Consider the following 25933-nt stretch of genomic DNA (forward strand, 5'->3'; position numbering starts at 1 on the left):
TACTTTTAAATAATTAGTTATTCGCAAACATTCTTTAATTACGAATTACGAATTACGAATTCTTTTAACGTCATAGGTTCAGCCGCATCGAATATTGCTCGTAATTCTGCACTATTGCAATGAATGTCAAACTCAGATTCAATTAATTGTCTGGCTTGGTTTGACAATTTAACTCGCAAGGCTGGATTAGTAAGGAGTTGTTGAAGTGCGATCGCTAATTGTTCGGCATCATGTTGTGGGACAATTAATCCAGTCTGGCGATCGCGCACTAATTCGGGAATTCCAGTCACATCTGTACTTATACAGGGCGTTCCCAATGCCATTGCTTCTAGTAAAACTGTCGGCAAACCATCTCGGTTGCCATCTTGTCCGATAATATATGGAGCGGCAAACACAGCAGCTTGCTGCACCAATTTAAATACATCATTTTGGGGACGTGGCCCGACAATTTCCACAGTAGATTGCAGTCCTAAATCTTGGATTTTTTGCTGCAATACAGCTTCTAATGCTCCAGTACCCACAATTTGACATTGGAAATCACAATTTATTCGCTTCAAAATCGCACAAGCATCTATCAATATAGATAGCCCTTTCTTCTCAATTAATCGACTGACTGAAATAATCAATGGGGGACGATCAGCCGGGGAAGAATATTGTAATTGTCGTAAATCTAAGCCATTGTAGATACGTTGAACTCGCTTTGCGGCTGCACCATAAGTTTTTTGCAAATAATTGAGGTTATAGTCACTGACAGTTACCACAGTGGCAGCATCTTTAAGCTTGCGCTGCATATCTTCCAATTCAACACTTTCATGAAAGATATCTTTAGCATGAGCGGTGAAGGTGTACGGAATGCCCGTGAAGTGAGATGCTAACCGAGCTACACTGGTTGCAACAGTGCCAAAGTGAGCGTGAAAATGGGTGATTCCTTTGAGTCGCGCTTCCCGTGCTAGCCATGCAGCTTGGTAAACGGTGCTAGCTTGTTCACCTTGAGCATAAGCCAACTTTGACCAAAAATCTGGAATAACTTTACTGGCTTCTTGTAATTCTGCCCAAAAATAGCTTGCTGCTGTGGGAACAAGACTATTAAGGGATTCACTCATTCGACCTTGAATTGGCTTACGAATGTAGTTGACGGTAGCACGTACCTGGGAAATAATATTTTGAAAGTGAGTGTCACACGGTGGCCTCAAAGCAAAAATTTCAATATCTAAACCAGCCGCTTCATGAGCCAAAATTTCATTGACGACGAAGGTTTCAGAATAGCGAGGATAACGTTTGAGAATGTAACCAATACGGACTGACATAATAATTCGTAATTCGTAATTCGTAATTCGTAATTAAGAAGCGTAAGGGACTTCCTAATAAAAAAAATGTTCCAAAACTGACGCGAAAACTCTCTCTATTCCTCCTCTCTCTGTGTTCTCTGTGTCTGGAGTGGTTCGTTTATTTGGATAATTTATTTCTTGGAAGTCCCTAATTAGGAAGGTTGTTTTTAGGCTCCCTCATCTCCTTTCAAGAAGCTTGTTGGGATGAATGATGAGCAGACGTGAGTATTTCATTTAGGAATTGCGGAATGCGGCTAAGTCCATCAAGATCGATACAATTACGGACTTGTGGCGGCTCTCCTTCTTGCATTAACCAATCTGTTAATGCTTGAGGTTTCAGATGATGCGGGTGCAGCATATCAACTAAACCAAGTGCCTCTAAGCGTTCGGCACGGATCAACTGCTCTCGACGGGGCTTGATTCGGGGTACAATAAGCGATCGCTTTTGAAATGACAGCAATTCGCAAGTTGTGTTGTAACCACCCATAGCAATGACGCGTTCAGCCTGATTCAGCAATAGCGTCGGTTCAGCTAAATATTTCAACACCCGTAAATTAGAACGTTTAGCAGCATATTTCTGAAGCCGTTGCTGTACCTCTGGCGGCATGAACGGCCCCGTCAAGATGATGCCGTTCATCTCTGGTGGTAGTTCAGCACAAGCAAATGTTTCTGCCAAACGCGCTCCATCTTGTCCGCCTCCCACCAAGCACAACACGAATCGTTCAGATGGCAGATTAAGTGATTTCAATGCCTGAACGCTATCCATATCTACGAATTTGAGGCGGTTACGCTGGTCAAGATAGCCAGTGTAACGTAATTTTGCTAAAGTCTTTGGATTGAAGCGATATTCCTGTGCTAGGTCATAGATGGCTGGATCACCATACACCCAAACTGCATCATAGTAGGTTTGAATCGCCTCTTCATTAGCTATTCTTTTCCACTCTCGATGCACAGATGTAGGGTCATCTAACACATCCCGTAAACCTAAAATGCAGTGCGTTTTTCCTTGGGTACGTAAATAATTTAGTGTTGGTTCTAGCTCTCTCACCGCTCCTCGCGGTACATTATCCACAATCAGAATATCGGGTTTAAAAGTTTTGATGGTGGTAAGAATAACTTGCGATCGCAGTGTAATAATTTCCTGCAATGATAGATCCAATCTTCGTGCCTGATATTGCCCATCAATATTTTTGTGCAAAGCAGGTAAAGTCAAACAATCAACTCCTGGTAGTGTTGTTATATTGCTGGCATCCTGTATTCCACTAATCAGCAAAACATCAATTTCTAAGTCTGAACATCCTAAAGTTTGAGCAATCAACAAATTACGGCGCTTATGTCCCAGTCCCATTGTGTCATGCGAATATAAAGCAATGCGCCATTTACGAGGATTTCTAGATAAAATACTAACCTCTGAAGACGTTATGTTACCCGACGTTCGTGCTATTTCTTTAACGAATTTTTTCATGTGTACTCCTGACAAAATTTTCATCCGGGGGCTGACGACTTGCAAATTGAGTTAGCACTTTTATCTACTTTTTAAATTTTAAATATTGAGATAAATTGATTAATTCATCATAACTTTGCTCTATAAATTACATGGAATAAAGTCCTTCCTAATATTCATAGTTTATTTCCGATAAATTACTTATTCTTTTCGTTAACACTAATATTTTTCATTTTAAAAAGTTATTAATTTCTAAACCTAAAATTAAAATTAGGTTATTATTTTGTTAACAAAAGTTAAAAGCTACTTTATAAACTATCAATTTCTCATGAACCGTGCATGAGAAAATAATGAAAATTCTCTCATCAAGAATTAACTAGAGGATTGGAGACTGAAACCGAGGATTTGATAAATTTAAACCGTCTTAAATGAGGATGAGTAAAAATGAGCAGGGTAATAAACCGTTTTTGCGATCGCATCTCTAGCTTCAAAATATCTCAGTTGCTTTTAGTTTGGCAGCAACTATTTGGAGAAGCACGCACCCGGATTTTGCTCTGGTACTTGCTGATTTTAGGAATAACGTTTCTCACTGCTATTCCGGCATTTCGCTATCAGCTATACCAGCGTATTGATGAGCGTGTTCGTCAGGATATGGAAGGAAATATGATGGCTTTCAAGGCACTGATTAAGGGCGAAAATTTGGTTACAGAGAATAGACTCACTGATGACTCAGAAGAGATATTGAACGAGTCAATACTGTCTGGAGAAGAACAAATCACTGCTCCAGCCTCCGTAGAAGACTTAATCAAACTTTTTAGAGCTTATTTGTTGTATCGGCGACCGGAAGATGAATCCTACTTTATCACTTTTCTCGATGGTGAATTCTACCAATCTAGTCCTAGCGCCCGCCCTAAGCTTCTAGCCAGAGACTCACTACTTATGAGACGGTGGGCAAAACAGACCCAACCAGAACAGGGAGAACAAGAATTTCCCGCCCCGGATGCTAGTAATATTATTTACATGGTGGAACCGATTAAGATTAATGGACAAACACGAGGAGTCTTTGTTGTTGCCCACAATAGCACTGGGGAAAGGACAGAAGCCTTAGAAGCAGTCACTGAGATTATTGAAGTTTTCAGCTTAGTGTTTTTGGTGTCGTTAATCCTTACCTGGTTAGCTGCGGGGCGGATACTCTCTCCTTTACGGACAATTCTCATTACATCTCATGCCATCAGTGAGTCAGATTTAACTCAGCGTTTGCCTGCGCGAGGTAAGGGAGAACTGGGGGAACTGGCGAAGACATTCAACGAAATGATGGACAGATTAGAAGCAGCCTTTGCCAGCCAGCGTGAATTTGTCAACGATGCTGGACACGAACTGAGAACTCCCATCACTATTATTCGCGGACATCTAGAACTGATGGGAGATGATCCCCAAGAACAACAGGAAACCGTGGCACTGGTCATCGGAGAACTAGACCGGATGAGCCGTTTAGTTGATGATATGATTTTGCTGGCAAAAGCAGAACGCGCCGACTTTTTACAGGTAGCAACAGTAAATGTGGCAGATTTAACCAAAGAATTATTTGTTAAAGCTCAAGCATTAGCAGAAAGGGACTGGCAACTAGACTCTGTAGCTAAAGGTCAGATTGTTGTTGACCGACAAAGAATTACCGAAGCCATAATAAATCTGGCCCAGAATGCTACTCAGCATACTAAGGAGAGTGATACTATTTCCATAGGTTCAGCGATCGCCAAAGGAAAGGTGCGCTTCTGGATACGCGATACAGGCGAAGGCATTCCACTGGTTGATCAAAAACGAATTTTTGAACGCTTTGCCCGATCTTCCAAAAGTCGCCGTCGTTCAGAGGGGGCTGGGCTAGGGCTTTCTATCGTCCGAGCGATCGCAGAGGCTCATTCTGGTCAAGTATTACTTCGTAGTCAGTTAGGAGCAGGTTCGATGTTTACCATCGTTTTACCGCTCGATCCCCCCAATAAATAAGCGTCTATGCCCAACATTCTCATCGTTGAAGATGAACCCAGGATTGCCTCATTTATTGAAAAAGGGTTGCGATCGCAAGGGTTCACAACAACAATCGTTACAGATGGGTTGTATGTGCTGGATGTGATCCAAAGTGGAACCTTTGACTTATTAATTCTGGATCTAGGGTTGCCTGGAAAAGACGGATTTCAAGTACTCGAAGAACTGCGCGGACAGGGAGAAGACATACCTGTGATTATCCTCTCTGCTAGAAGTGATATTCACGACAAGGTTGCTGGGCTAGAAGGGGGTGCAGATGATTATGTTACCAAACCCTTCCGATTTGAAGAACTGTTGGCGCGGGTAAGGTTACGGTTGCGAAGTACTAGACCTGCCAGAGATGCCCAAGAGTTTATCCTCAAAGCTGGTAATATGGAGCTTAATTTGCGAACTCGACAGGTGAAAATAGGCGATCGCCTCATAGAACTACCTGCCCGTGAATTTGCTATGGCAGAAATGTTTTGCCGCCACCCAGAACAAGTCATCAGTCGAGAACAACTCCTCGATTACGTTTGGGGTTACGACTATAACCCAGGTTCTAATATTGTTGATGTGTATGTCGGTTATCTCCGTAAGAAACTAGGTAGCAAACTAATTGAGACAGTTAGAGGCATGGGTTATCGTTTGCGAAAGTAGTGCTGAGTGCTGAGTCTTGAGGTTCAATATGAAACAGCATCACAACTTCGATGAACTGGCTTTTGGCCAGTTAAATAGCCCTTTGCAATCAACTAACTCCAGTCCAAACACAAGCAATTCTAGATATTGGTTCAGTCATCTGAAGGTTGGTCAAAAGATTGGCATTGGATATGCACTGATTTTGAGCATCGCTGTACTGGGAACTAGCATTGGGTTTCTGATTGCAGATCATTACCAGCGACAAGCGCAAAAGCGGGAAGAAGCGGCGATTGAAGAGTTATATAAGATGTATCAACTGAAAACCAGCGTGTTTCGTGTTCGTACCAACCAACACAAGCTGATTTTATACATGGATCAACCAAAAAGATGGCAAGAACAATATACTTTGTTACTTAACTATGTTGAGCAAGCTAGACAAGTTTGGTTTGAGTTCAAAACTAACTACAGCATTGAGAACCCGAACCTATATGATTCTGTAATTGAACAAGAAGCAGTTCACCGCTTGTTGCAGGCCCACCAAGGCTTTGATACTTACTTACAGCGCACAGAGGCTCTGTTTCACGATAACAATCCCAGTAAATTATCACCAAACGAAATTAGGACAGCACAAACAAAACTCTTCAATTTCATGCATAGCTCATCAATTTTTATGATTGATGATTTTCTTGATGACATCACCAATCTTGTTGAAGTCATAGCCCAGGAGTATCAGCAAGCAAATTGGGAACTGCAAAGGGCAGAAAAATTACGTCTAAATATTATTTTAGGTAGCCTGTCACTATCGATCGCGATCGCCACATTATTAGCAATTTACACTAGTCGGGCCATTGCCCGTCCTATTCAAGCAGTCACCCATGTTGCCCAACAGGTTACAGAGGAATCTAATTTTGATTTACAAGCACCTGTAACAACTAATGATGAAGTTGGTATCTTGGCTACTTCCCTTAATCGTTTAATTTTGGAAGTTCAGCAACTCATCACAGTCCAAAATGATGCTAACGAACAGCTAGAAGTATACAGCCAAGTACTAGAAGAGAAAGTACGCGAACGAACACGGGAGTTAAATGAGAAAAATCTCAGCTTAAAAATGGCATTAGAGGAATTGCGGTGTACTCAAGCTCAACTCGGAGAAACTGAGGATAATAGCGATAAAACCTGAAAAATTAATCTTTTTAGCTGAAAACATGCTAAATATTAATCCGCAACTGCTGATTACTAATGTCGAAATCTAAGCAGCCAATTATCAAATGCTGTACAGCACGGTATAAATAAAGCAACTATTTCAAATCGTTCAAAAGCCTGTATTCTAAGCTTTTTGACTTTTGACTTTTAACTTTTGACTTCCGCCTTGCGGTACTAGCCCCATAGACACCCGTTTTTTTGTTAGTATTCAAAAAAACCTATTGACACATTTTCAGATCAATTGTTTGTGATTTGTAAGTAAATGTAAACAATTGTTTCAAAAGAAAGCACCTGAGGTTTAATGACTGATTATTTCCAAGGAAATTTCCCATTACAATCTGTCCCACTGACGAAGAGTGTGGCAAAGAGCCACGCCCATACCGAAGAGGAGAGCGGAAAATTAGCTGCAACGATCGCAGAAGCTGGATCAGACCGGAAAGCAGGTGAGATTATATTGCTCAAAGTAGCAGAGGTATCTTACCTAGCTGATTACTTTGTGATGATGACTGGCTATTCTAAGGTACAAGTCAGGGCGATCGCTCAAGCAATTGAAGGAAAAGTCGAAACTGAGTTGCAAAGGCGTCCCATACGGACAGAAGGAAAACTTGAGGGAAGTTGGGTACTACAAGACTACGGTGATGTGATCGTTCACATCATGATGCCCAAAGAACGGGAGTTTTATAATTTAGAAGCGTTCTGGATTCATGCAGAGCGTATTTCCCTTCCAGAATCTGATGAAGGTGAGGGTAAGCCAACATGATTAGGTCTTCGGTTTCAAATTGCCCAGTTCCCATAGACCAACAACCGCTTAATGAGTACGAAGAGTTAAAAAATTCCTGGCTGTTTCGTGATAGCACTTTAGATTTGCGCGAGTATATCACGAAAATAGCTTGGATTTGGGGTTTATCTTGGCTGGTCGCAGGGCCTGTGGCAGCAGCAAGTTTTCCCCCTCACAAGTATATTGCACATTTTATCCTCTGTGGTGCGGCCGCCGCGAGTGTTGGCGTAGTGCTGGCACTGGTAAGGTTATACTTAGGCTGGTTTTACGTGTGCGATCGCCTTGGCAGTCCCACAGTCTTTTATGAAGAGTCCGGCTGGTACGACGGTCAAACTTGGACAAAACCACAGGAAATCCTTAACCGCGATCGCTTAATTGTCGCATACGAAATTAAACCTATTCTGCGGCGGTTACAATTTACCATTGCTGGGTTGGCGGGAATGTACGTTATTGGTACTATAGTTTGGCATTTGTTTTAAAGAGTCATTGGTCATTAGTGATTAGCTAAGGACTAATGACCAATGACCAATGACTAAATTAATTAAAAAAGGTAATAAATATAAACCCATGACAATGGGAAAACGAACTCAAGCCACAGCACTGGAAGTCCGGTTACTGCGGGAAGGTATTATTGAATCCAGGCATATAGTCCAGGCTGTTGTATGCGACGAACGAGGACGGGTTCTAACCGTTGCCGGAAATTCTGAAACTGCTGCATTTATCCGTTCAGCGCTCAAACCATTTCAGGCACTCGCAGTCACCACCACAGGTACACTGGAACGCTATGACCTCAGCGATCGCGACTTAGCAATTATCACAAGTTCCCATAAAGGAAGAATAGATCAAGTCCGACAGGTATTTAACATCCTTTGGCGGGCTGATATTGACCCGACTGTACTCCAGTGTCCAATTCCTGAAGGTAAGCGGAGTAATTTGGAATACAATTGCTCTGGTAAACATGCGGGAATGTTAGCCGTTTGTCAGCAACGCCATTGGCCCTTAAATAACTACTTGGATCGCAAGCACCCAATACAGCAGTTGATTTTGGGCAAAGTAGCAGAGTTGCTGCGAATGCCAGCAGCAGAATTTATCAGCGCTCATGATGACTGTGGCGCACCAACTTATCTGATGCAACTCGGTCACATGGCATCTTTGTATGCACTGTTAGCCTCTAGTACCAACTTGGATATGGAGCGCATTGTCCGGGCGATGACTCACCACCCCGCGATGGTAGCAGGAGATGGAGAATTTGATACCGAACTCATGCGCTTAACTCCAGGAGAACTGGTCAGTAAAACTGGTGCCGAAGGAGTGCAGTGCATTGGTAGACTCGGTGAAGGCTTGGGATTGGCAATCAAAGTCATGGATGGGGCAAAACGAGCAAAATACGCCGTTGCTATTCACTTACTCCAGCAAATGGGTTGGATTAGTCCCAGCGCCGCCGAAAGCCTCTGTGAAAAGTTTGTCACCTTAGGAAAATACAAGCGTTTAGAAGTAATTGGAGAATTATCATTTTTGTAGTTGCCAAACTCTTGACTATAGGTTATGATAAAAAGGTCAAGAGCGACGCGGGATAGAGCAGCCTGGTAGCTCGTCGGGCTCATAACCCGAAGGTCAGTGGTTCAAATCCACTTCCCGCCACCAAATAAAAGATAAAATAAAAACCCTACAATCGGTGAAGATTGAAGGGTTTTTGTTTTATTTTGATCTATTCTGGAAGAAATAGCCATCTAAAAGGCGCGGAGAATCATGGTTGTGAAGTTGCAGCGACCAATTTTAGTGGGAGGATTGGGACTGTCCTTTTCTCTATGGATGTTGGACAGTTGGCACGATTCTATAGTGCAGGTGGGTGAGTTTGGTTTATTGAGTGCTTTAGCTGTAGGCGGTGGTTTGTGGTTATTCCAAAAAAATCGCCCAAAAGACAGTTTACAGCAGCTAGATAGTATGGTAATCGATCGGGCGACTGTAGAAAGTGCGATCGCTAAAACTGAAACTGTAATTAACCAACTGGCACAAGAATCAGAAAACCACACAGCATTAGAGACACTCAGAGAACAAGTTGCCCAATTGTTATTGGAGTTAGACAGACAAGAAATTAAAGTTGCTGTGACTGGCAGTAAATCCGTAGGTAAAAGCACTTTAATTAAAGTGTTAAAGGAAAATGTCGAGACACGAAATTTAGTGTCTTTACAAGAGACAGCACCTTTATTTAGAGAAGCGGGTGACAATTCAGATGCAGCTATTTTGGCAGAAGTAGCAAAATCTGATTTTGTTCTGTTCTTGACAAACGGTGATTTGACAGACTCAGAATTTCAAGCTTTACAGCAGCTAAAAGCAGCAAATCAGCCCACAATCGTGGTTTTGAACAAACAAGACCAGTATTTAGCCGATGAAAGCGCCAGCGTCTTGCTGTCATTAAAACAGCGGATGCAAGGAAATGTAGTTGCAACTGCGGCCTCTCCCATTCCTATCAAAGTCAGAAAGCATGAAGCTGATGGTTCTGTGCAAGAGTGGATGGAACAACCAGCACCAGATATCCAGCAGTTAACACAGCAGTTGGGTGAAGTTTTGGTACAGCAGGGACAACGGCTAGTTTGGGTAACAACCATCAGAAAAGCCGGCTTGTTGAAAGCTGAGGCAAAAAACTGGTTGAATGGAACCAGACGCGATCGCGCCACCCCAATTATTGAACAATATCAATGGATAGCTGCTGCTGCTGCCTTTGCTAACCCAGTCCCAGCCCTTGATATCCTAGCGACTGCGGCAATTAATGCTCAGATGGTAATGGATTTGGGTAATATCTATCAACAGAAATTTTCCGTAGAACAAGCACAAACCGTAGCTGGAACAATGGGAAGTTTGATGCTGAAACTGGGTTTAGTTGAACTTTCTACGAATGCTATTAGTACTGTTCTGAAAAGTAATGCCGTTACCTTTGTTGCTGGTGGCGTAGTGCAGGGAGTAAGTGCAGCTTATCTGACTAGAGTTGCAGGGTTAAGTCTAGTTGAGTATTTCCAACAGCAGGAAATAGCGATAGATTCTGGGACTGGTTTAAATTTGGAGAATTTGCGGCAAACTTTGCAAAAGGTATTTCAGCAAAATCAGCAGATTGGTTTTTTGCAGGGGTTTGTTAAGCAAAGCGTGAAGCGTTTGTTGCCAGAAGCACAGCAGGTTGAAGTAGTTGGTGTTCAGAAAGCGGTGGGATAATCTGATGCAGAAGATTACCAAATTTTAGATTTTAGATTTTGGACTTCGACTGAGCGAAGTCGAACTATTTTGGATTGAATGATTCAAAGTCCAAAATCTAAACTTGGTTTTAATGCCTCAATTTTAATTGGGGATACAAACTAAATAAACATCTTTAGAGTACTCCAAGTAAAAAAATGCCCAATTGTCATTGCGAGCGTACCCCTCCGGGGAAGCAAGCTACGCGCAGCGTCTCCAAGAGTTGCGAAGCAATCGCAAAGACTGGGATTGCTTCGTCGTTCCTCCTCGCAATGACGGGTTTTGGATCATTTATTTTTTGGAACACTCTTATTGAAATAAAGATGATTCATCCGTGTGATCAATCTAAAATTTAAAATCCAAAATCTAAAATCCAAAATTAGCTGTAGGTAAACCTAAAATTTACCCAAGCCTAATTTTTTAGGCTTGGGTGTATTTAACAATTATTGTGATTGGGAGTTAACAAAAAATTGTGAATAAGGGTAATTAGCTAAACAGCACCACTGTTTCTATTAAACAGAATAGCTATAGTTTTGAAAATTAGCTTTAAATCGTACACCAAACTCCAATTTTTTTGATACTGCAAATCTAGGCGAATTACATCTTCAAAACTACGGACTGTAGAACGCCCGTTTACTTGCCATTCGCCAGTCATACCGGGTTTTACATCTAAACGTTGCCACTCTGGTACTTCGTAGCGTTCCACTTCATCGGGTGTAGGTGGTCGAGTACCTACTAAACTCATTTCTCCTTTAAGGACGTTCCAAAATTGGGGTAATTCATCAAGACTAGTTCGCCGTAACAAGCGCCCTATTCTGGTAATTCTGGGGTCATTCTCATTCTTGAAAAAAGCACCTTGTACTTGGTTTTGAACTTGGGATTTCTTCGCTTCTGCATCCACACACATAGAACGGAATTTCCAAATCTTAAACCGTTTCCCCATCCAACCACAACGGATTTGACTAAAGAAAATGGGCCCGGGATCATTAATTTGAATAGCGATCGCAATCGGAATAAATAAAACTCCTGTAATTAATAAACCGACCACAGACCCCACAATGTCTAACAACCGTTTCATCCAAGATGCCACAGAAGGGTGAGTAGTGGGTAACTGTTCTACTTTACGGGAAGTTGTCTTGCGATTATCTACTGAGTCTTCCTGTTTGATTAGCGGCTCATCATTTACAAGCTCTAAGGGAAAAACCTGATCTAATCCCGTGAGTTTTAGGACTGCCATTATTTGAGGTGTTACATTCCGCAGTGTTAATGTAATCCCTTGAGTCTGGGCATATTTAAAATTACTGACCAGCGCACCTAAGCCACTACTATCCATAAAAGTAGTTTGGTGAAAGTCAATAATGATTTGCTTAGGATGTGAATTGGGCTGGATTAAGCTTTGGCAGGTTTGCTTAAAACCTAAGGCCTCCAGCACACTCAACCGCTTAGGCATCTGCACTATAGCCGTGTCGTTTAGGGAATTCACTGGAAAATCGACCTCTGTCGGTTGGCTAGTCATGAAGCTCTGCACTTTCGTTGCCATGTATAATGTAATCTGCCAAACATTACTTTGTCCTAGAAAATTACCTAACCTAATATTGGAATCAGTAGTAATAAGGACTAATTCGATTTACGGGGGCTGAGATTGGAGATCGCTAGCGACGATTCACAATAGAACAAGAAGCCAAAAAACATCCTTGTTGTTGTGCCGACGCAGCGCGATCGCGTTGCTCTCATGAAATGATTGCTAAAAATACGGTTACACCTACCGCACGCCTGATTGAAATCTTTTCTGCCATTCAAGGGGAAGGACTAAATGTAGGGACGCGTCAGATATTTATTCGTTTTGCTTTGTGTGATTTGCGCTGTCAATTTTGTGATAGTGCCCACACTTGGAATGCACCTGCTAGTTGTCGGATAGAGCGATCGCCTGGATTGCGCGACTTTGAAATCCACTCTAACCCTGTCTCTCTACCCATACTAACTGAATGGGTGGAACGACAAAATGTACCTTCTCTCCACGATAGCATTAGCTTAACTGGGGGCGAACCACTTCTTCATGCCCCATTTTTAATGCAGTTTCTACCCGAAGTGCGAGCCATAACTGGTCTACCTATATACTTAGAAACTGGCGGACATCGCCCAGAACAACTAGCGATGATTCTCCCTTACTTAGACTCTGTAGGTATGGATTTGAAATTGCCCAGTGTTAGCGGCGAAAGTCATTGGCAAGAACATGCGAAATTTCTCCAATTATGTCATGACTCATATTTAAATGTTTTTGTCAAGATAATTGTGTCTCAAAACACAGATCCAGGCGAGTTGGAACGTTCAGCTTCGCTGGTGGCAGAGGTTAGTCCAGATATCTCAGTATTTTTACAACCTGTTACGCCTTTGCCAGTATCTGAACAATTCTCCCCAATACCTGCGCTTGCCCCTACGCCTGATCAAGTTTTGACGTGGCAAGCTTTGATGAAGGGCTTTGTCAAGCATGTGCGTGTGATCCCTCAGACGCATAAAATGCTGAACCAGCTGTAAAAATTCTTGTAAAATTTGAGTTTGATAAAGATGTAGTCAAGAAAAAAGTAAGATTGTATGAAATCGTTATTGGGCTGCTGTCTGCCTGATTAGCGGCAGCAGCCCCCTGAGTAGTCATTTCCAGTCGGAGGAACGAGGACAGACGCGATTAATCGCGTCTCTACTCAATATTCTTGTACAGACGCGATTAATCGCGTCTCTACTCCTAACTAAATTACAACCCGCCTTCGTCTGGAGTTTTGGATTTAGCTTTTGCCTTATTGGCACTGCGTTTGAGGGCAGAGAGCCTTGCTTCGTATTTCGACCGTTGGCGCTTACTAGGAGTATTGTCAATCAGGGTTTTTAAGGCGCTACCGAGACTCTTGTAGGCATTGGGGAGGCTATAACCAAAACGAGTTGCCAAAGCGATCGCTTTCTCATCAGCATTGAGCAATTCTCTCAGTTGCTTTTCCCCACTATTCTTTTGGTACAGTCGCCAGCCTGACACACCACAAAGCGACAAAGCTAACACCAGAAGCAATCCATCTTGTACCCACAATTCGCCTACAGCACCACCTAAACCGATGGCTAGTGCTGCCATTTCCCAACCATCTTTAGGAATTGTGTCATTTTGAACGCGAGCAACTTCATGCCAGAACAGCAGATTACGCTGATCCATTGCGAGGGCATCCCATTTCACCAAGTCAATTTGAATTTCTACCTGGTCTTTACCAATTTCTTCGCAACGAACCAGGGGTGGATTGACCTCAGTTGTGCCTTCAACCGTGACCCAGCTCTGTAATTCTGGCGGTAATAAGCCTTTCAACCGCCGTAGTTCACTCATTTCCGCTTTGGCAGAGGAGGTTGCATAGGATGTCATAATATCCAGCCCCAGAAAATTTCAGTATATAGTGAGGGTATCACTTTGGAGTATAGCGATTTAAGTGATGATCCGTCTCACTCGCTCTTAAAACTTCCTCGCTTTTTTCGCGCTTCCATTGCTTTTTCTAGCAAATCTAACAATCCTGGGGCTTCTTCTTGGATACTGAGTAACAGTCTTTCCCCAAGTTCTATATTCCCCGGATCAAAACCTGTTGCCATCACTTCTTTCAGGCGAGGTATTGCGATACTATCCACAATCTGAATTAACCCACTCAGACAACGGTGAAATTGTTTTTCTGTGAGAATCGAGTCTTCTAGAGGAAACTCAATAATGGCACGGATTTCGCCATCGGATGGGTCATACTCCCATTGCAACATTTTGGTTTCCCAGGAAAGGCAAGCATTGTCTGTAGAATAGCTGCCTTGTGAGGGTGGTCTTGAATTCTGATAACGAACGTGGAGCAGTTGTTACCAGACCTAGTTTAACCTGCTAGGGGTAGTTGTTTAGGTTGGGGTGGCTACAAGCGATCGCATAGAAGTATGCAAGGGGATTGGGGATTGGGGATTGGGGATTGGGCATTAGCAAAAATATCCCAGTCACTAGTCCCCAGTCCCCAATCTCTAGGTGTTGGGCATTGAGGATAGGAAAAATAGATGATCGTTCGGCGCTGTGAATGATATTTTCTGAAAGACTCATGCTGATTATTAAATAAACGAGAACCACTTTTTTCCAAATCTTAGGCAGTGAAGGATATAGCACTAACTCACCAAAATTTTAGTATTCTCTTATAGGTTTAATAAATGTATTGCTAGATCAAGTATCGTGACAGTATTTTCAATCAATTTTGGAAGCTGAAGTCAAGTTGAGATAGTTTTTGTAAGCATCTGAGGCTTTTGAAAAGATAAGTAAAATACTTCAACCACCGCTTTTAAAAGTGGATAAATATAGCACAAAGACTGGTAGAGTTTTATATTACAAGCTACAAATTGTTTTCACTAAATGATTGTAGTGAGCAATGGATTTTTGATTATCTAGTAAGTTATGAAGTTTATGCGTAACTCAGCTTTAATTCTAGCGATCGCACCTCTAGTATGCGCGATCGCTGCTTGTAGTGATTCAGGTCAAACAGCAAGTACATCAGGCACTCCAGGCAGTAATCCAGCAGCGCCAGCAACTCAAAATCGCTGGAATAACATTAAAAGACGTGCCCAGATAATTTGCGGTGTCAGTGGTGAAGTGCCAGGGTTTAGCTTTGTGGGAACCGATGGTAAATATAGCGGCATTGATGTGGATGTCTGTCGCGCGATCGCCGCAGCTTTATTTGACAACCCAGATGCAGTAGAATTTCGCAATCTCAATTCCAAAGAGCGGTTTACAGCTTTGCAAACTGGGGAAGTAGACGTTCTCAGCCGCAACACTACCTGGACACTTAGCCGTGATACCTCCGTAGGTCTAGAATTTGCACCTGTGGTCTTTTACGACGGACAAGCCATAATGGTTCGCAAAAATAGCAATATTAAGTCCCTGGCAGACCTGAAGGATAAAGCAATCTGCGTTCAAACTGGTACGACTACCGAACAGAACTTAGCAGACCAAATGCGGAAAAGGGGCATCACTTACAAACCCGTTGTCTTTGAAGACGTTAACGTTGCCTTTGCTACCTATGCCGAAGGTCGTTGCGATGGCATTACGGCTGATCGATCAGCATTAGTTTCGCGGGGGACAATTTTACCCAAACCAGAAGATAATGTGATTCTCAATGAAGTAATATCTTCAGAACCCCTTGCACCAGCAGTTGCTAAAGGAGATGTTAAATGGGGAGATGCTGTTAAGTGGGTGGTTTATTCTCTAGTAAAAGCGGAAGAATTGGGCATTACTTCCCAGAATATAGGTCAGTTCGCTACTAGTACTGATCCAGATGTTAAGCGATTTTTAGGAACCGAAGGCAACCTTGGCGAAGGACTCGGCTTAACAAACGACTTCGCAGCCAGAATAATTAAGCACGTTGGTAACTACGGCGAAATTTACGATCGCAACCTCGGCCCCAAGACAAAACTCAATTTAGCTCGTGGTCAAAATCAACTCTGGAGCAAAGGCGGACTGCTTTATTCTCCCCCCTTCCGGTAGAAGAGGGCAGGGGGCAGGGGAGGCAGGGGAAGCAGGGGGAGTAGGGGAAGCAGGGGGAGTAGGGGGAGTAGGGGAAGAAGAATTATTGACAAATGACAAATGACAAATGACTAATTCTATATGGCGTGATGTCCGTTTTTGGAGAATTGCTTTGCAATTAGTTGCCGTATTTTTAGCAGCAGTTGTAGTAGTAATACTGTGGGGCAATCTCCAGCGCAATTTGCGGCAATTGGGTATTCCGTTTGGATTTGATTTTCTTAAGCAACAAGCATCTTTTGATATTGGCGAGACGCTGATTAGTTACAAACCCACTGATACATACAGTTATGCCTTGTGGGTGGGGTTAATTAACTCCTTGCGAGTGGCGATCGCAGGGATTTTTCTGACAACTATTGTCGGGATAAGTGCTGGGATTGCTCGACTTTCTGACAACTGGCTGGTGCGAAATATCGCAATGGTTTATGTAGAGGTTTTCCGCAATACGCCCTTACTGCTGCAATTGCTGTTTTGGTACTTTGCTGTTTTTCTCAGTTTCCCCAAAACAGAAAATAAGATATCTCTTTGGGGCTTTATTGGGATTAGTCAAAATGGCTTAGAACTTCCTTGGTTTAACCTATCACCAGAGTTTTCGACTTTGCTGTTGGGATTAACTTTTTACACAGGCGCGTTTATTGCGGAAATTGTTCGAGGTGGGATTCAATCAGTACCGAAGGGACAATGGGAAGCAGCGCGATCGCTAGGATTAAAACCAGGGTTAGTTATGCGCCTGGTGGTTTTTCCCCAAGCTTTGCGGGTAATTATTCCACCGTTGACGAGTCAATATCTTAATTTGACGAAAAATACCAGTTTAGCGATCGCGATCGGCTATCCCGATATTTATTTTGTCGCCTCCACGACTTTTAACCAAACCGGGAAAGCCGTAGAAGTGATATTACTGATTATGTTCACCTATCTCACCCTGAGTTTGACTATCTCTGTAGTTATGAATTTATTCAATCGCAGCGTGCAAATTAAAGAGAGATGAGGGGGATGAGGAAGCTGTTTAACTTAGAAGTTGAGCCTTTGAACTCGGAAGTTGAGCCTTTGAACTCGGAAGTTGAGCCTTTGAACTCGGAAGTTGAGCCTTTGAACTCGGAAGTTGAGCCTTTGAACTCGGAAGTTGAGCCTCTGAACTCGGAAGTTGAGCCTCTGAACTCGGAAGTTGAGCCTTTGAACTCGGAAGTTGAGCCTTTGAACTCGGAAGTTGAGCCTCTGAACTCGGAAGTTGCACCTTTAAGGTTGAAATATGAGTTTTGACAAATGACCAATGACCAATGACCAATGACAAATGACAAATGACAAATTAACTTGGCTACGTAAAAACCTGTTCAGTACTTGGTACAACAGCTTGTTAACTGTTGTCTGTTTGGTGTTGTTATTTTGGGTAGTGCGAGGAATTCTAACTTGGGCAACTACTCAAGCACAATGGGCGGTAATTCAGGTTAATTTACGTTTATTTTTAGTTGGTAGATTTCCACAAACGCTATATTGGCGAACTTGGATTGTACTGGCGATCGCTTCAACTTTAGGCGCTATAACTGCGGGTGTATTCTTTGGTAAACAGCAGTTAACAAAGCCTGGAATTGCTTTGTTTGCTTTTATCATCGGCATTTTGTTAGTTCTTTTACCACTAGACTTTACATCCCGCCTTTGGTTATTGTTAATTGCAGTTTTACTATATGTAGGTTTTTGGCTTGGAGGAAAATTTACTAAGGTACTAACTTCTTGGCTTTCCCTATTATGGTTACTGTCTTTCCCCGTCATTCTCTCGCTACTTGGCGGTGGATTTGGATTGCAGCCTGTATCTACAAATTTGTGGAATGGTTTGCTACTTACCCTACTAATGGCAGCAATCAGTATTGTGCTTTCCTTTCCCATTGGGGTTTTACTGGCTTTAGGGCGCACAAGCAATTTACCCGTAGTACGTTGGTTTTCTATCCTGTACATTGAAATCGTCAGGGGAGTACCACTAATTGGAATTTTGTTTTTAGCTCAGGTAATGCTTCCCTTATTTTTATCAGCAGATGTGCGTCTAGATCGGGTATTACGAGCAATTGCTGGATTGGTTTTATTTAGTGCTGCATACATGGCAGAAAACGTGCGCGGTGGACTCCAATCAATTCCTCGCGGGCAAATTGAAGCAGCGAAAGCGCTAGGATTAAATACAGGCTTGGTAATTTTGTTAATCGTCTTACCTCAAGCATTGCGTAGTGTGATTCCTGCGATCGTTGGTCAGTTTATCGGCTTATTTAAAGACACTTCTCTCTTATCATTGGTGGGATTAGTGGAACTCACAGGTATTGCGCGTTCAATATTGGCGCAACCACAGTTTCTCGGACGTTATGCAGAAGTTTATCTATTTATTGGATTTATTTATTGGGTATTTTGTTACTCAATGTCGTTAGCTTCTCGACGGTTAGAAAAACAGTTAAGTCAGTAGTTAGGAGATTTTAATAAATAAATTACCAAAAAAAATCAGGAGCCATAATTTAGAATGATTCTAGTATCCTGACCCCTTTTAACTTTTGCCTTTTTTGGTCAGTTGTATAATTTATTGTGCATCTAACCAAGCTTGTAAATCCGCCAAGCTGGTAAAATCCAACAGAGCAATACTTAGATTCTCAAGCACTGTTAAGGGTAAATGAGAAATCGTTGCTTGCATTTCTTCAGACAGTTCTTGCTCAAGACGCTTAGTTAATTGTCGAACAATTAATTTAACAGTTGCTTCCTGTTCTCCTTCTTGTCGTCCTTCTTCCTTAATTTCTCGATAAACTCTCGTTTGCTGTAAAGTTATCCCTAACATGATTTCAACCTCGGCTCGGCTTAATTGCTCAAATTTGTACACCATTATAGTCGTTACCAATTCTATTATGGCGCGACTTGATACTTCGGGTACTTCTTGATATGTTCTGCTTAACAAATACGGTTTTGTGGTGTGGTGGTATTGTTCCCTGGCAAAATATCAGATAGGCGATCGCACTGTAAAATCTTACTAATATTGATAAGCGATCGCTATGTCCACAAGTTATTATTGCTATCTAAAATCATCAATTACTTGATAATCACTCCATTAGCTTACCGTTAGGGATCGCTAATTTACTAAAAAATTCGGAGGTGCAAATCTGTGACAACAAAACAAGCGCCAATAATTATTGCTGAAGATGTTCATAAGTGGTATGGAAAATTCCACGCTCTTCAGGGTGTGAGCTTGACAGTCAATCGTGGAGAAGTAGTAGTGTTGATGGGGCCATCTGGTTCAGGTAAATCTACCTTTATCCGCACATTTAACGCTCTAGAAGAATACCAAAAGGGAAAAATTGAAATCGACGGCATTACCCTCAGCCATGACTTGCGAAATATTGAAACGATTCGTAAAGAAGTGGGAATGGTATTTCAGCAATTTAATTTATTTCCTCATCTCACAGTCCTGCAAAATATTTCTTTAGCACCAATTTGGGTACGGCGATCGCCAAAGGCAAAAGCCGAAGAATTGGCAATGCAACTATTAGAAAGAGTAGGAATTTTAGAACAGGCGCAAAAATATCCAGGACAGTTATCTGGTGGACAACAGCAACGAGTAGCGATCGCTCGTGCTTTAGCCATGCAACCCAAAATCATGCTGTTTGACGAACCCACCTCAGCCTTAGATCCAGAAATGGTACGAGAAGTTTTGGATGTAATGCGAAATCTCGCCCGTGATGGAATGACAATGGTAGTCGTCACCCACGAAGTTGGATTCGCTCGTGAAGTCGCAGACCGAGTTATTCTCATGGATAGCGGTTCCCTCGTCGAGTCAGCCACCCCAGACACCTTTTTCAGCAACCCCAAAGAAGAAAGAACACGCAAATTTTTGTCACAAATTCTCTAAAACCTCCGCGCTACTTTGCGCTTACCTTTGCGTTTCACTTCTAATTGTTGTTTCGCTAAGTTGTCAATGTATTATTGAAATGGAAATTATTAAATCAAGCACCGCCATAAATTGGAATTAAACCCGTGTCTGCTAAAGATGCTTTTCATACAGTTGTCAAAACAGCACTTGAGAAAGAAGGGTGGTTAATCACTCATGATCCTTATGCTCTCCAGGCGGGAACCCTTGAGCTATATGTTGATTTAGGAGCAGAAAAAGTTATTGCAGCCGAAAAACAAGGACAAAAAATAGCTGTTGAAATTAAAAGTTTTCTAAGTCCATCAAAAATAACAGAACTTTATGCTGCATTAGGGCAATTTATCATTTACCGAATTGCTTTACAAAAACAAGAAGCCAATCGCACTTTATATTTAGCCCTTCCTAGTACTGTTTACAATTAGTTTTTTATACTTCCATTTATTCAATATGTCATTCAAACTAATCAACTCTGTTTACTAATTTATAATATTGAACAGGAGGCAATAGACCAATGGCAAAGCTAGACGAATATCGACAATATATTAAGGACTTGCTTCAACAACACGCGAGTATTGTTTGGGATAATCGCATTCAAGCACAGATAATTTATGATACAGAACACGATCATTATCAATTGGTTTATGTAGGTTGGCGCGAGCAAGACCGCATATATGGGCCTGTTCTGCATCTAGATATTATTGACGAGAAAATCTGGATTCAGCAAGATGGAACAGAGGTAGGAATTGCTAATGAATTAGTTGAATTAGGTGTCCCAAAAGAAGATATTGTTTTAGGTTTTCAGTTACCTTCTGTGCGTAAATATACAGATTTTGCTGTTACTTAATTGAACTTATTAAAAATAGCGATCGCTCTCTTGTTTTGCTTCATATCCTCTAGTTAAAAAATAGCGATCGCTTTAACTAAAATAATATCCCAGCCTTAATAACCTTTATTGTTCATAATGATATTTGCAAGTCAAAATAATCAATCTTCTTCAAATTCATAAGTTTGGGATTCAAAGACAATTTTTTCATATTCATCTAAATTAACAAAAACTAAGTTACCTTTTTTTACATTTTCTAAAGCTTTGATTAGATGTTTTTTGTTCGTCTCTGATTTTAGAAGATAAGTAGTTTCGTCTTCTTCAGATGGTGGTTCAACTAACATAATGACTTGTACGAAATCTTTCGCATCTTTCCCACCCTATTGTAACTGTATCTGAGTGAGATTAATTTGAGCGATCGCTTTTCTTTCTTGGCGTGCTTGGCGTCTTGGCGGTTCGTTAAAAAGAGCGATCGCTATTGCATAAACTACAACTCAAATTGGGAATACTGAGTCAAGGGCAGGTATTTGCTGTGCAGAATCGAAGCGACTATCTACCAGACATCACGCTGCGGAAATTTTAGCAACTAGGAGAAAATTGTGAGTTTACCAGTTACAGTAACCTTTATGCTTGCTGATTGGATTGTCAAAGGGCTAACAGATGGAACTCTTGAACGGGTTGGAGGTGTAATTAGGGAAGTAGGCAGTAAGCGAGTAATTAGTTGGTTAAGAGAGGTTGATTCACCACCTTATAAAGAAATATTTTCAGCTACTCAAGGAATTTTGCAGGTAACTAGTGCAGTCAGTATATTGAACCTGGGTGTCTCAGTTATAGGCTTTGTTGTAATAGCACAACGCTTAAAAGAATTAGAGCAACGGCTACAACAAGCACAAAAAGTGTTAAATAATATTAATCGTAAAATCGACCTTAGTTTCTATGCAAATTTTCGTGCTGCAATCGAATTAGCAAATAATGCTTTTACAATGACCAAAACTGATAATCGTAGAAATAGCGCCCTACAAGCTATTAACCGTTTTTTAGAAGCAGAGCATATTTATGCTGAATACACCGATATCGAAATTGAGCAAAAAAGCCAAATTGCTGATAAATATCTACTGACTTTATCTTTAGCCTACTTAGCTGAAGCACGTTGTTATCTTGAATTAGAAGAACACGAAACAGCACTTCGCCGCTTTCAAGAAGGAGCAATAGTTATTCGTTCTCGTATTCAGAAATATATTAAGATTCTGCTTACTTTTAATCCAGCAGCATACTTACAGCCTCAGTTCAGAGGTCAGATTGATTTGCGGAGGCTAACCCGAATTTACCAATGGCTCGACCCAACTTTGGATGAAAATGCAGTCTTTGATAGGCAACGGATGAATCTATTCATGTTGGCTCAAGACCCGAATAACGCGAAGTGGGTAGAATCGATACCAGCAGCAATTTGGGATTCTAAAGTAGATTGGGTAGGAAAAGCAATTTGGGATGATCCTAAGCCGCAGATTTATGCACGTCTTCCTAAAATTTTGGAAGTAATGGAATCTATGATTGAAACCAATCGCCGTTTTGAATCTTACCAAACAGAATTGCAAGCAATATCTCAATTAGGAATCAGCTTTCATGACTGGCTTAAATTAACTCCGTCTACAGAAATTAAACCAGACGGTGCAGAATTAATGTATATAATCCCATCCAAACCTTTAGAGTTAGGGACTTCCAGATAAAAAAATATTCCATTGCTATTGTTCACTGTTGACCGTTGACGGTTCACGAGTTTTCAGTCAACAGTCAACAGTCAACAGTCAACGACTTGAATGTGGAATAATTTATTTTTTGGAGTTCCCTTATAGCCTTCCGTGTGAATTAGCGCTAGTTGATAAATAGATACTCGAAGTGGGAATACTTAGTAAAGCGGGAGTATTTGTTGCCTAGATGCAAAGCTGCTTGTAACTAAATACCTTGCGACGGAAGTTTTATCAACTAGGAAAAAATTATGAGTTTACCAGTTCAAATTACCTTCGCACTTGCACCACATATCGCTAAAGGGTTAGCTCAGGGAGTATATGCAGTATGTGGGGGTATAATTCTGGATACTGTAAAAAATAATAATATCATTGGATTTTTAAGAGGAACAACTCCAACCCCTACGAGTTCCCCTAATAACGTACTGAACCTGATTATTTCTGGTGCAAACTTGCTAACTTCAGGAGCAAATATAGCGGTGTCAGCTAAGGGATTTAGCAATGTAAACCAGCGATTAGATAATGGATTTAGTGATGTTAACCAGCAACTAAGTAATATTGAAAATCAAATTCAAGCAATTGGAAAACCTTTACAAATAAGTCCAGAGCTTTTGCAGATAACTACTGCTGCTAGTGTACTTAATCTGGGGGTATCTGTGATGGGTTTTGCTGTTATATCGCAGCGTCTCAATGAGATAGAAAACCAATTAAAACAAGCAGGAGAATTGTTAAGTAAAATTAATCGCAAAATTGACCTCAGTTTCTATGCTAACTTCCATGCTGGAATCGAATTAGCACTTAATGCCTTTACGATGACTAGAATTGAAAACCGTAGAAGCAGCGCCTTACAAGCTATCAATCGCTTCTTAGAAGCAGAACATATTTACAAAGATTACACAGTTAATGAACTTTCGCAGAAAAGCCCAATTATTGACAAATATATACTGACATTATCTCTAGCCTATATTGCAGAAGCACGTTGTCATTTAGAACTAGAAGAACATGAAACAGCACTTCGTCGTTTTCAAGAAGGGGGAAAATTTATTAGGTTGCTGCTTCAAAAATATATTGAACTCATGCTTACTTCTAATCCAGCAGCATACTTACATCCTCAATTTAAAGGTCAGATTGATTTGCATAAACTAACCCAAATTTACCAATGGATTGACCCGAATTTTAATGAAAATACAGTTTTCGAGATACAACGCGAGAATATGTTTAAACTGACTCAAAGTCATGATGAATGGCTGTCTTCCCTTCCATCGGCAATTGTAGATCGTAGTGAAATTCAATGGGGCATATTCGGAGGAAATCCAACACCATTCACAGGGAGATTTGAAAAAGAAGCTTACAAACGTCTTCCACAAGTATTTGAAGTAATGCAATCTATGATTGAAACCAATCGCCGTTTTGAAGCATATCAAACAGAAATACAAGCAATTTCCCAATTAGGAATCAGCTTTCATGATTGGCTTAAATTAAGTCCGTCTACAGAAATTAAACCAGATGGTGCAGAATTAATGTATATAATCCCATTCAAACCTTTAGAGTTACAACCTTCCATCTGAACTACTCCCTTCCCGCTCAAAGAATACCTAAATTTTTTTTAACGAACCGCATTCGCGCAGCGTCTCGTTAGAGAAGGACGCAAAGAGCGCAAAGGAAAAGATAGGTAATCTTATGGTGGGAAGGGAGTGTGAGTTTTGGAGTTAGGGAATAGAAACTTGTTAGCTTTTTTAATCAGGTTTGAGCCAGTTTTCTACTTTTAAATCACGATTTCTCTATACCTTGGCGAATTGCATTATCCATATCCTCAAGAGTTTTAGGTTTACCTTGATATTTTAAACACCCTGCTACATCATCTAATTTAGTTACTACAAAAGCTTTCTTAGGCTTTAAAAGAATTCCATCACCCATATCAATAATAAAATATTGCTTGTTTGGTAGTGATGATTGCATTTTAAATTACTTTAATTCATAGATTCAAAGTCAACAAGAAGCCAATTTATTCCATCCATTATTATGGGAAATTTTTCTTCAGGTATGTTGAACTCATGAAAACATTTCTCTCTATACTTTTCTTTTTCAGTGAAATTAGTGATGGCTTTAATTAATGGCTTTTTTACTTCGTAGCTTTCTTCAGCTTTAGCGATCGCATGTGCGGGTATTTCGTTATTTACACGCAATATTGCTAAGTCAATCAAATCTCTAGATTGTGTACTTGAATCGTTCCATCGGTCAGCATTAGCCATTAGTTTTGATGTAAATCTATCGCTTATACTCAGACAAGGTATTTTTGTCCATTCTGGATAAACAGGAGAGTCCAAAGTAAAAATACCATTGGCTACAATTTCTACTTTAATAATTGTTTCATTGACTACAACAAGGAAACGAATACCATATTGATTTATTGTACTGTCCCCTAATTCGATATCTGTTGTACTTTGAAATAATGCTACAATTCCTTCATCGCAAATCAAATTTCTTAAATATCTGTAATTTTCAGTTCCATAAGGGAAGAGAAAATCAATATCTTTACTAAGCCTGTATTCATCATATTCTAAAGCTAAGAGTGTACCACCGCCAAAGTATGCAGAAGCTTTTTTGAAAACTTCTGGATTGAAAGCATTAAGGATTTTAAGTATATTATTATGATGATCGAGATGAAACATTTCAAAATCCGGTAATATCCAGGAGTTATATTTTTTTGCTAAATAATGAACAAAATCCTTTTCTTCTTGTTTTAAATTATTGAAAGTAGTTTGATGATGCCAATTCCGTTGATACAATTGAACAATTTCTTTCTCACTCATTTCATATACATTTTTTAGCTGCCAACCAATAGACTCTAGAAATGGTAGCTTTTGTGGATTGAGCATAAAATTAAGCGCTGACTCTGCGTCTCTTTGCATTTAAAAACGCTACGATTCCTCTACAACTTGGCGAATTGCATTATCCATATCCTCAAGAATTTTAGGTTTTCCTTGATATTTTAAACAACCTGCTACATCATCTAATTTAGTTTCTGGAAAAGGTTTCTTAGGCTTTAAAAGAATTCCATCACCCATATCAATAATAATAAATTCTTGACCTACTTCCCATTGATGAGCTTCCCGCAAAGATTCGGGAATAATTACTTCTCCTTGAGGAGACAATTTTGTAATTTCCATAATATTTAGAACTAAAAAACTAAGACTAATAAATAAATTTTAGCACTTTTAACTATTCTCAATTCTTCCTCTGCGTTCTCTGCGCCTCTGCGGTTCGTAAAAAAAGGCGAACC

The 25933-nt window shown here is 40.8% G+C and carries 27 protein-coding genes, 1 tRNA gene and 3 pseudogenes; 19 read left to right on the forward strand and 12 right to left on the reverse strand.

Annotated features, from left to right (window positions below):
* Positions 1–38 precede the first annotated feature (38 nt).
* Both D1367_RS18030 and D1367_RS18035 read right to left on the reverse strand, forming a co-directional pair.
* On the reverse strand, positions 39–1307 hold the full coding sequence (locus D1367_RS18030; protein WP_118167613.1) for a glycosyltransferase: 1269 nt from the start codon (positions 1305–1307) through the stop codon (positions 39–41).
* Positions 1308–1515: 208 nt separating this feature from the next.
* Positions 1516–2793 (reverse strand): glycosyltransferase family protein, encoded by a 1278-nt coding sequence (locus tag D1367_RS18035; RefSeq protein WP_118167614.1) that lies wholly within the window; start codon positions 2791–2793, stop codon positions 1516–1518.
* A 423-nt stretch (positions 2794–3216) separates the two neighbouring features.
* Here D1367_RS18035 and D1367_RS18040 point away from each other — a divergent pair, with 423 nt between their 5' ends.
* From D1367_RS18040 to D1367_RS18075, 8 genes are all read left to right on the forward strand, one after another.
* Positions 3217–4773 (forward strand): sensor histidine kinase, encoded by a 1557-nt coding sequence (locus tag D1367_RS18040; RefSeq protein WP_118167615.1) that lies wholly within the window; start codon positions 3217–3219, stop codon positions 4771–4773.
* A gap of 6 nt (positions 4774–4779) precedes the next feature.
* A complete protein-coding gene (locus D1367_RS18045) occupies positions 4780–5448 on the forward strand; it encodes a response regulator transcription factor (protein WP_118167616.1) in 669 nt (222 codons plus the stop codon).
* A 28-nt stretch (positions 5449–5476) separates the two neighbouring features.
* Positions 5477–6607 carry a HAMP domain-containing protein gene (locus D1367_RS18050; protein ID WP_118167617.1) on the forward strand — a complete coding sequence of 377 codons (1131 nt, stop codon included), beginning with the start codon at positions 5477–5479 and terminating at the stop codon, positions 6605–6607.
* A gap of 324 nt (positions 6608–6931) precedes the next feature.
* Complete coding sequence (rsfS, locus tag D1367_RS18055) at positions 6932–7390, forward strand: ribosome silencing factor (protein WP_118167618.1); 459 nt, start codon at positions 6932–6934, stop codon at positions 7388–7390.
* Complete coding sequence (locus D1367_RS18060; RefSeq protein ID WP_118167619.1) at positions 7387–7887, forward strand: CGLD27 family protein; 501 nt, start codon at positions 7387–7389, stop codon at positions 7885–7887. Before rsfS ends, D1367_RS18060 begins: the two co-directional genes overlap by 4 nt.
* An 88-nt stretch (positions 7888–7975) precedes the next feature.
* Entirely contained in the window at positions 7976–8929 is a 954-nt protein-coding gene (locus D1367_RS18065; RefSeq protein ID WP_118171570.1) for an asparaginase, read from the forward strand.
* 46 nt (positions 8930–8975) lie between these two features.
* Positions 8976–9052 (forward strand) — tRNA-Met (locus tag D1367_RS18070).
* 105 nt (positions 9053–9157) lie between these two features.
* Complete coding sequence (locus tag D1367_RS18075) at positions 9158–10615, forward strand: YcjF family protein (protein WP_118167620.1); 1458 nt, start codon at positions 9158–9160, stop codon at positions 10613–10615.
* Between the two features lie 508 nt (positions 10616–11123).
* Here D1367_RS18075 and D1367_RS18080 read toward each other — a convergent pair.
* Positions 11124–12173: an anti-sigma factor antagonist gene (locus D1367_RS18080; protein ID WP_118167621.1), complete on the reverse strand. Its 1050-nt coding sequence runs from the start codon at positions 12171–12173 to the stop codon at positions 11124–11126.
* 197 nt (positions 12174–12370) lie between these two features.
* Between D1367_RS18080 and D1367_RS18085 the strand changes: the two genes are divergently transcribed.
* Positions 12371–13168, forward strand: coding sequence for a 7-carboxy-7-deazaguanine synthase QueE (locus D1367_RS18085; protein ID WP_118167622.1), 798 nt, complete (start codon positions 12371–12373; stop codon positions 13166–13168).
* 214 nt (positions 13169–13382) lie between these two features.
* Here D1367_RS18085 and D1367_RS18090 read toward each other — a convergent pair whose 3' ends face one another.
* The 3 genes and pseudogenes from D1367_RS18090 to D1367_RS18100 all read right to left on the reverse strand — a co-directional run bounded on the left by D1367_RS18090 (position 13383) and on the right by D1367_RS18100 (position 14726).
* Positions 13383–14027 (reverse strand): DUF3318 domain-containing protein, encoded by a 645-nt coding sequence (locus D1367_RS18090; RefSeq protein ID WP_094342488.1) that lies wholly within the window; start codon positions 14025–14027, stop codon positions 13383–13385.
* 77 nt (positions 14028–14104) lie between these two features.
* A pseudogene (locus tag D1367_RS18095) lies at positions 14105–14472 on the reverse strand (hypothetical protein); the annotation flags it as partial.
* A gap of 47 nt (positions 14473–14519) precedes the next feature.
* Complete coding sequence (locus D1367_RS18100; protein ID WP_118167623.1) at positions 14520–14726, reverse strand: hypothetical protein; 207 nt, start codon at positions 14724–14726, stop codon at positions 14520–14522.
* Between the two features lie 354 nt (positions 14727–15080).
* Here D1367_RS18100 and D1367_RS18105 point away from each other — a divergent pair, with 354 nt between their 5' ends.
* From D1367_RS18105 to D1367_RS18120, 4 genes are all read left to right on the forward strand, one after another.
* Positions 15081–16157, forward strand: a complete 1077-nt coding sequence (locus D1367_RS18105; protein WP_118167624.1) for an amino acid ABC transporter substrate-binding protein — start codon at positions 15081–15083, stop codon at positions 16155–16157.
* A 106-nt stretch (positions 16158–16263) separates the two neighbouring features.
* Positions 16264–17181 (forward strand): amino acid ABC transporter permease, encoded by a 918-nt coding sequence (locus D1367_RS18110; RefSeq protein WP_118167625.1) that lies wholly within the window; start codon positions 16264–16266, stop codon positions 17179–17181.
* 5 nt (positions 17182–17186) lie between these two features.
* Entirely contained in the window at positions 17187–17453 is a 267-nt protein-coding gene (locus D1367_RS30965) for a hypothetical protein (RefSeq protein ID WP_181984873.1), read from the forward strand.
* Positions 17454–17484: 31 nt separating this feature from the next.
* Positions 17485–18636 carry an amino acid ABC transporter permease gene (locus D1367_RS18120; RefSeq protein ID WP_118167626.1) on the forward strand — a complete coding sequence of 384 codons (1152 nt, stop codon included), beginning with the start codon at positions 17485–17487 and terminating at the stop codon, positions 18634–18636.
* Between the two features lie 111 nt (positions 18637–18747).
* Here D1367_RS18120 and D1367_RS18125 read toward each other — a convergent pair whose 3' ends face one another.
* Both D1367_RS18125 and D1367_RS33110 read right to left on the reverse strand, forming a co-directional pair.
* Entirely contained in the window at positions 18748–19044 is a 297-nt protein-coding gene (locus tag D1367_RS18125) for a DUF4351 domain-containing protein (RefSeq protein ID WP_338042150.1), read from the reverse strand.
* A 9-nt stretch (positions 19045–19053) separates the two neighbouring features.
* Positions 19054–19116: pseudogene (locus D1367_RS33110) on the reverse strand (hypothetical protein); the annotation flags it as partial.
* A gap of 204 nt (positions 19117–19320) precedes the next feature.
* Between D1367_RS33110 and D1367_RS18130 the strand changes: the two are divergent.
* The 3 genes from D1367_RS18130 to D1367_RS18140 all read left to right on the forward strand — a co-directional run bounded on the left by D1367_RS18130 (position 19321) and on the right by D1367_RS18140 (position 20926).
* Positions 19321–20064 (forward strand): amino acid ABC transporter ATP-binding protein, encoded by a 744-nt coding sequence (locus D1367_RS18130; protein WP_118167627.1) that lies wholly within the window; start codon positions 19321–19323, stop codon positions 20062–20064.
* Between the two features lie 125 nt (positions 20065–20189).
* Positions 20190–20504, forward strand: coding sequence for a XisH family protein (locus tag D1367_RS18135; RefSeq protein ID WP_323808684.1), 315 nt, complete (start codon positions 20190–20192; stop codon positions 20502–20504).
* Positions 20505–20593: 89 nt separating this feature from the next.
* Positions 20594–20926, forward strand: a complete 333-nt coding sequence (locus tag D1367_RS18140; RefSeq protein ID WP_118167628.1) for a XisI protein — start codon at positions 20594–20596, stop codon at positions 20924–20926.
* A gap of 140 nt (positions 20927–21066) precedes the next feature.
* Here D1367_RS18140 and D1367_RS31825 read toward each other — a convergent pair whose 3' ends face one another.
* Positions 21067–21249, reverse strand: a complete 183-nt coding sequence (locus D1367_RS31825; RefSeq protein ID WP_228674824.1) for a type II toxin-antitoxin system Phd/YefM family antitoxin — start codon at positions 21247–21249, stop codon at positions 21067–21069.
* 255 nt (positions 21250–21504) lie between these two features.
* Between D1367_RS31825 and D1367_RS18150 the strand changes: the two genes are divergently transcribed.
* The 3 genes from D1367_RS18150 (at position 21505) to D1367_RS18155 (ending at position 24218) form a co-directional block, all read left to right on the forward strand.
* Positions 21505–22632 (forward strand): hypothetical protein, encoded by a 1128-nt coding sequence (locus D1367_RS18150; protein WP_118167629.1) that lies wholly within the window; start codon positions 21505–21507, stop codon positions 22630–22632.
* Between the two features lie 28 nt (positions 22633–22660).
* Positions 22661–22792 (forward strand): hypothetical protein, encoded by a 132-nt coding sequence (locus D1367_RS32830; protein ID WP_267255656.1) that lies wholly within the window; start codon positions 22661–22663, stop codon positions 22790–22792.
* A gap of 109 nt (positions 22793–22901) precedes the next feature.
* On the forward strand, positions 22902–24218 hold the full coding sequence (locus D1367_RS18155) for a hypothetical protein (protein ID WP_118167630.1): 1317 nt from the start codon (positions 22902–22904) through the stop codon (positions 24216–24218).
* A gap of 202 nt (positions 24219–24420) precedes the next feature.
* Here the strand turns inward: D1367_RS18155 and D1367_RS18160 are convergent.
* The 3 genes and pseudogenes from D1367_RS18160 to D1367_RS18170 form a co-directional block, all read right to left on the reverse strand.
* Positions 24421–24576: pseudogene (locus tag D1367_RS18160) on the reverse strand (AbrB/MazE/SpoVT family DNA-binding domain-containing protein); the annotation flags it as partial.
* Between the two features lie 44 nt (positions 24577–24620).
* On the reverse strand, positions 24621–25562 hold the full coding sequence (locus D1367_RS18165) for a nucleotidyl transferase AbiEii/AbiGii toxin family protein (RefSeq protein ID WP_244944947.1): 942 nt from the start codon (positions 25560–25562) through the stop codon (positions 24621–24623).
* Positions 25563–25571: 9 nt separating this feature from the next.
* Positions 25572–25820, reverse strand: coding sequence for an AbrB/MazE/SpoVT family DNA-binding domain-containing protein (locus D1367_RS18170; protein WP_118167631.1), 249 nt, complete (start codon positions 25818–25820; stop codon positions 25572–25574).
* Positions 25821–25933: the final 113 nt, after the last annotated feature.

Origin of the sequence: Nostoc sphaeroides, assembly GCF_003443655.1 — a bacterium.
In the GTDB taxonomy this organism is placed as follows: domain Bacteria; phylum Cyanobacteriota; class Cyanobacteriia; order Cyanobacteriales; family Nostocaceae; genus Nostoc; species Nostoc sphaeroides.

Coding starts and splice junctions, on each gene's coding strand:
- D1367_RS31825 (WP_228674824.1), bottom strand. CDS start 21,249: ATGTTAGTTGAACCACCATCTGAAGAAGACGAAACTACTTATCTTCTA.
- D1367_RS18165 (WP_244944947.1), bottom strand. CDS start 25,562: ATGCAAAGAGACGCAGAGTCAGCGCTTAATTTTATGCTCAATCCACAA.
- D1367_RS18060 (WP_118167619.1), top strand. CDS start 7,387: ATGATTAGGTCTTCGGTTTCAAATTGCCCAGTTCCCATAGACCAACAA.
- D1367_RS18100 (WP_118167623.1), bottom strand. CDS start 14,726: ATGAGTCTTTCAGAAAATATCATTCACAGCGCCGAACGATCATCTATT.
- rsfS (WP_118167618.1), top strand. CDS start 6,932: ATGACTGATTATTTCCAAGGAAATTTCCCATTACAATCTGTCCCACTG.
- D1367_RS18065 (WP_118171570.1), top strand. CDS start 7,976: ATGACAATGGGAAAACGAACTCAAGCCACAGCACTGGAAGTCCGGTTA.
- D1367_RS18075 (WP_118167620.1), top strand. CDS start 9,158: ATGGTTGTGAAGTTGCAGCGACCAATTTTAGTGGGAGGATTGGGACTG.
- D1367_RS18085 (WP_118167622.1), top strand. CDS start 12,371: ATGATTGCTAAAAATACGGTTACACCTACCGCACGCCTGATTGAAATC.
- D1367_RS18120 (WP_118167626.1), top strand. CDS start 17,485: ATGACAAATGACAAATTAACTTGGCTACGTAAAAACCTGTTCAGTACT.
- D1367_RS18170 (WP_118167631.1), bottom strand. CDS start 25,820: ATGGAAATTACAAAATTGTCTCCTCAAGGAGAAGTAATTATTCCCGAA.
- D1367_RS18090 (WP_094342488.1), bottom strand. CDS start 14,027: ATGACATCCTATGCAACCTCCTCTGCCAAAGCGGAAATGAGTGAACTA.
- D1367_RS18050 (WP_118167617.1), top strand. CDS start 5,477: ATGAAACAGCATCACAACTTCGATGAACTGGCTTTTGGCCAGTTAAAT.
- D1367_RS18105 (WP_118167624.1), top strand. CDS start 15,081: ATGCGTAACTCAGCTTTAATTCTAGCGATCGCACCTCTAGTATGCGCG.
- D1367_RS18045 (WP_118167616.1), top strand. CDS start 4,780: ATGCCCAACATTCTCATCGTTGAAGATGAACCCAGGATTGCCTCATTT.
- D1367_RS18125 (WP_338042150.1), bottom strand. CDS start 19,044: ATGGTGTACAAATTTGAGCAATTAAGCCGAGCCGAGGTTGAAATCATG.
- D1367_RS18155 (WP_118167630.1), top strand. CDS start 22,902: ATGAGTTTACCAGTTCAAATTACCTTCGCACTTGCACCACATATCGCT.
- D1367_RS30965 (WP_181984873.1), top strand. CDS start 17,187: ATGAGGAAGCTGTTTAACTTAGAAGTTGAGCCTTTGAACTCGGAAGTT.
- D1367_RS18040 (WP_118167615.1), top strand. CDS start 3,217: ATGAGCAGGGTAATAAACCGTTTTTGCGATCGCATCTCTAGCTTCAAA.
- D1367_RS18030 (WP_118167613.1), bottom strand. CDS start 1,307: ATGTCAGTCCGTATTGGTTACATTCTCAAACGTTATCCTCGCTATTCT.
- D1367_RS18035 (WP_118167614.1), bottom strand. CDS start 2,793: ATGAAAAAATTCGTTAAAGAAATAGCACGAACGTCGGGTAACATAACG.
- D1367_RS18140 (WP_118167628.1), top strand. CDS start 20,594: ATGGCAAAGCTAGACGAATATCGACAATATATTAAGGACTTGCTTCAA.
- D1367_RS18110 (WP_118167625.1), top strand. CDS start 16,264: ATGACTAATTCTATATGGCGTGATGTCCGTTTTTGGAGAATTGCTTTG.
- D1367_RS18080 (WP_118167621.1), bottom strand. CDS start 12,173: ATGGCAACGAAAGTGCAGAGCTTCATGACTAGCCAACCGACAGAGGTC.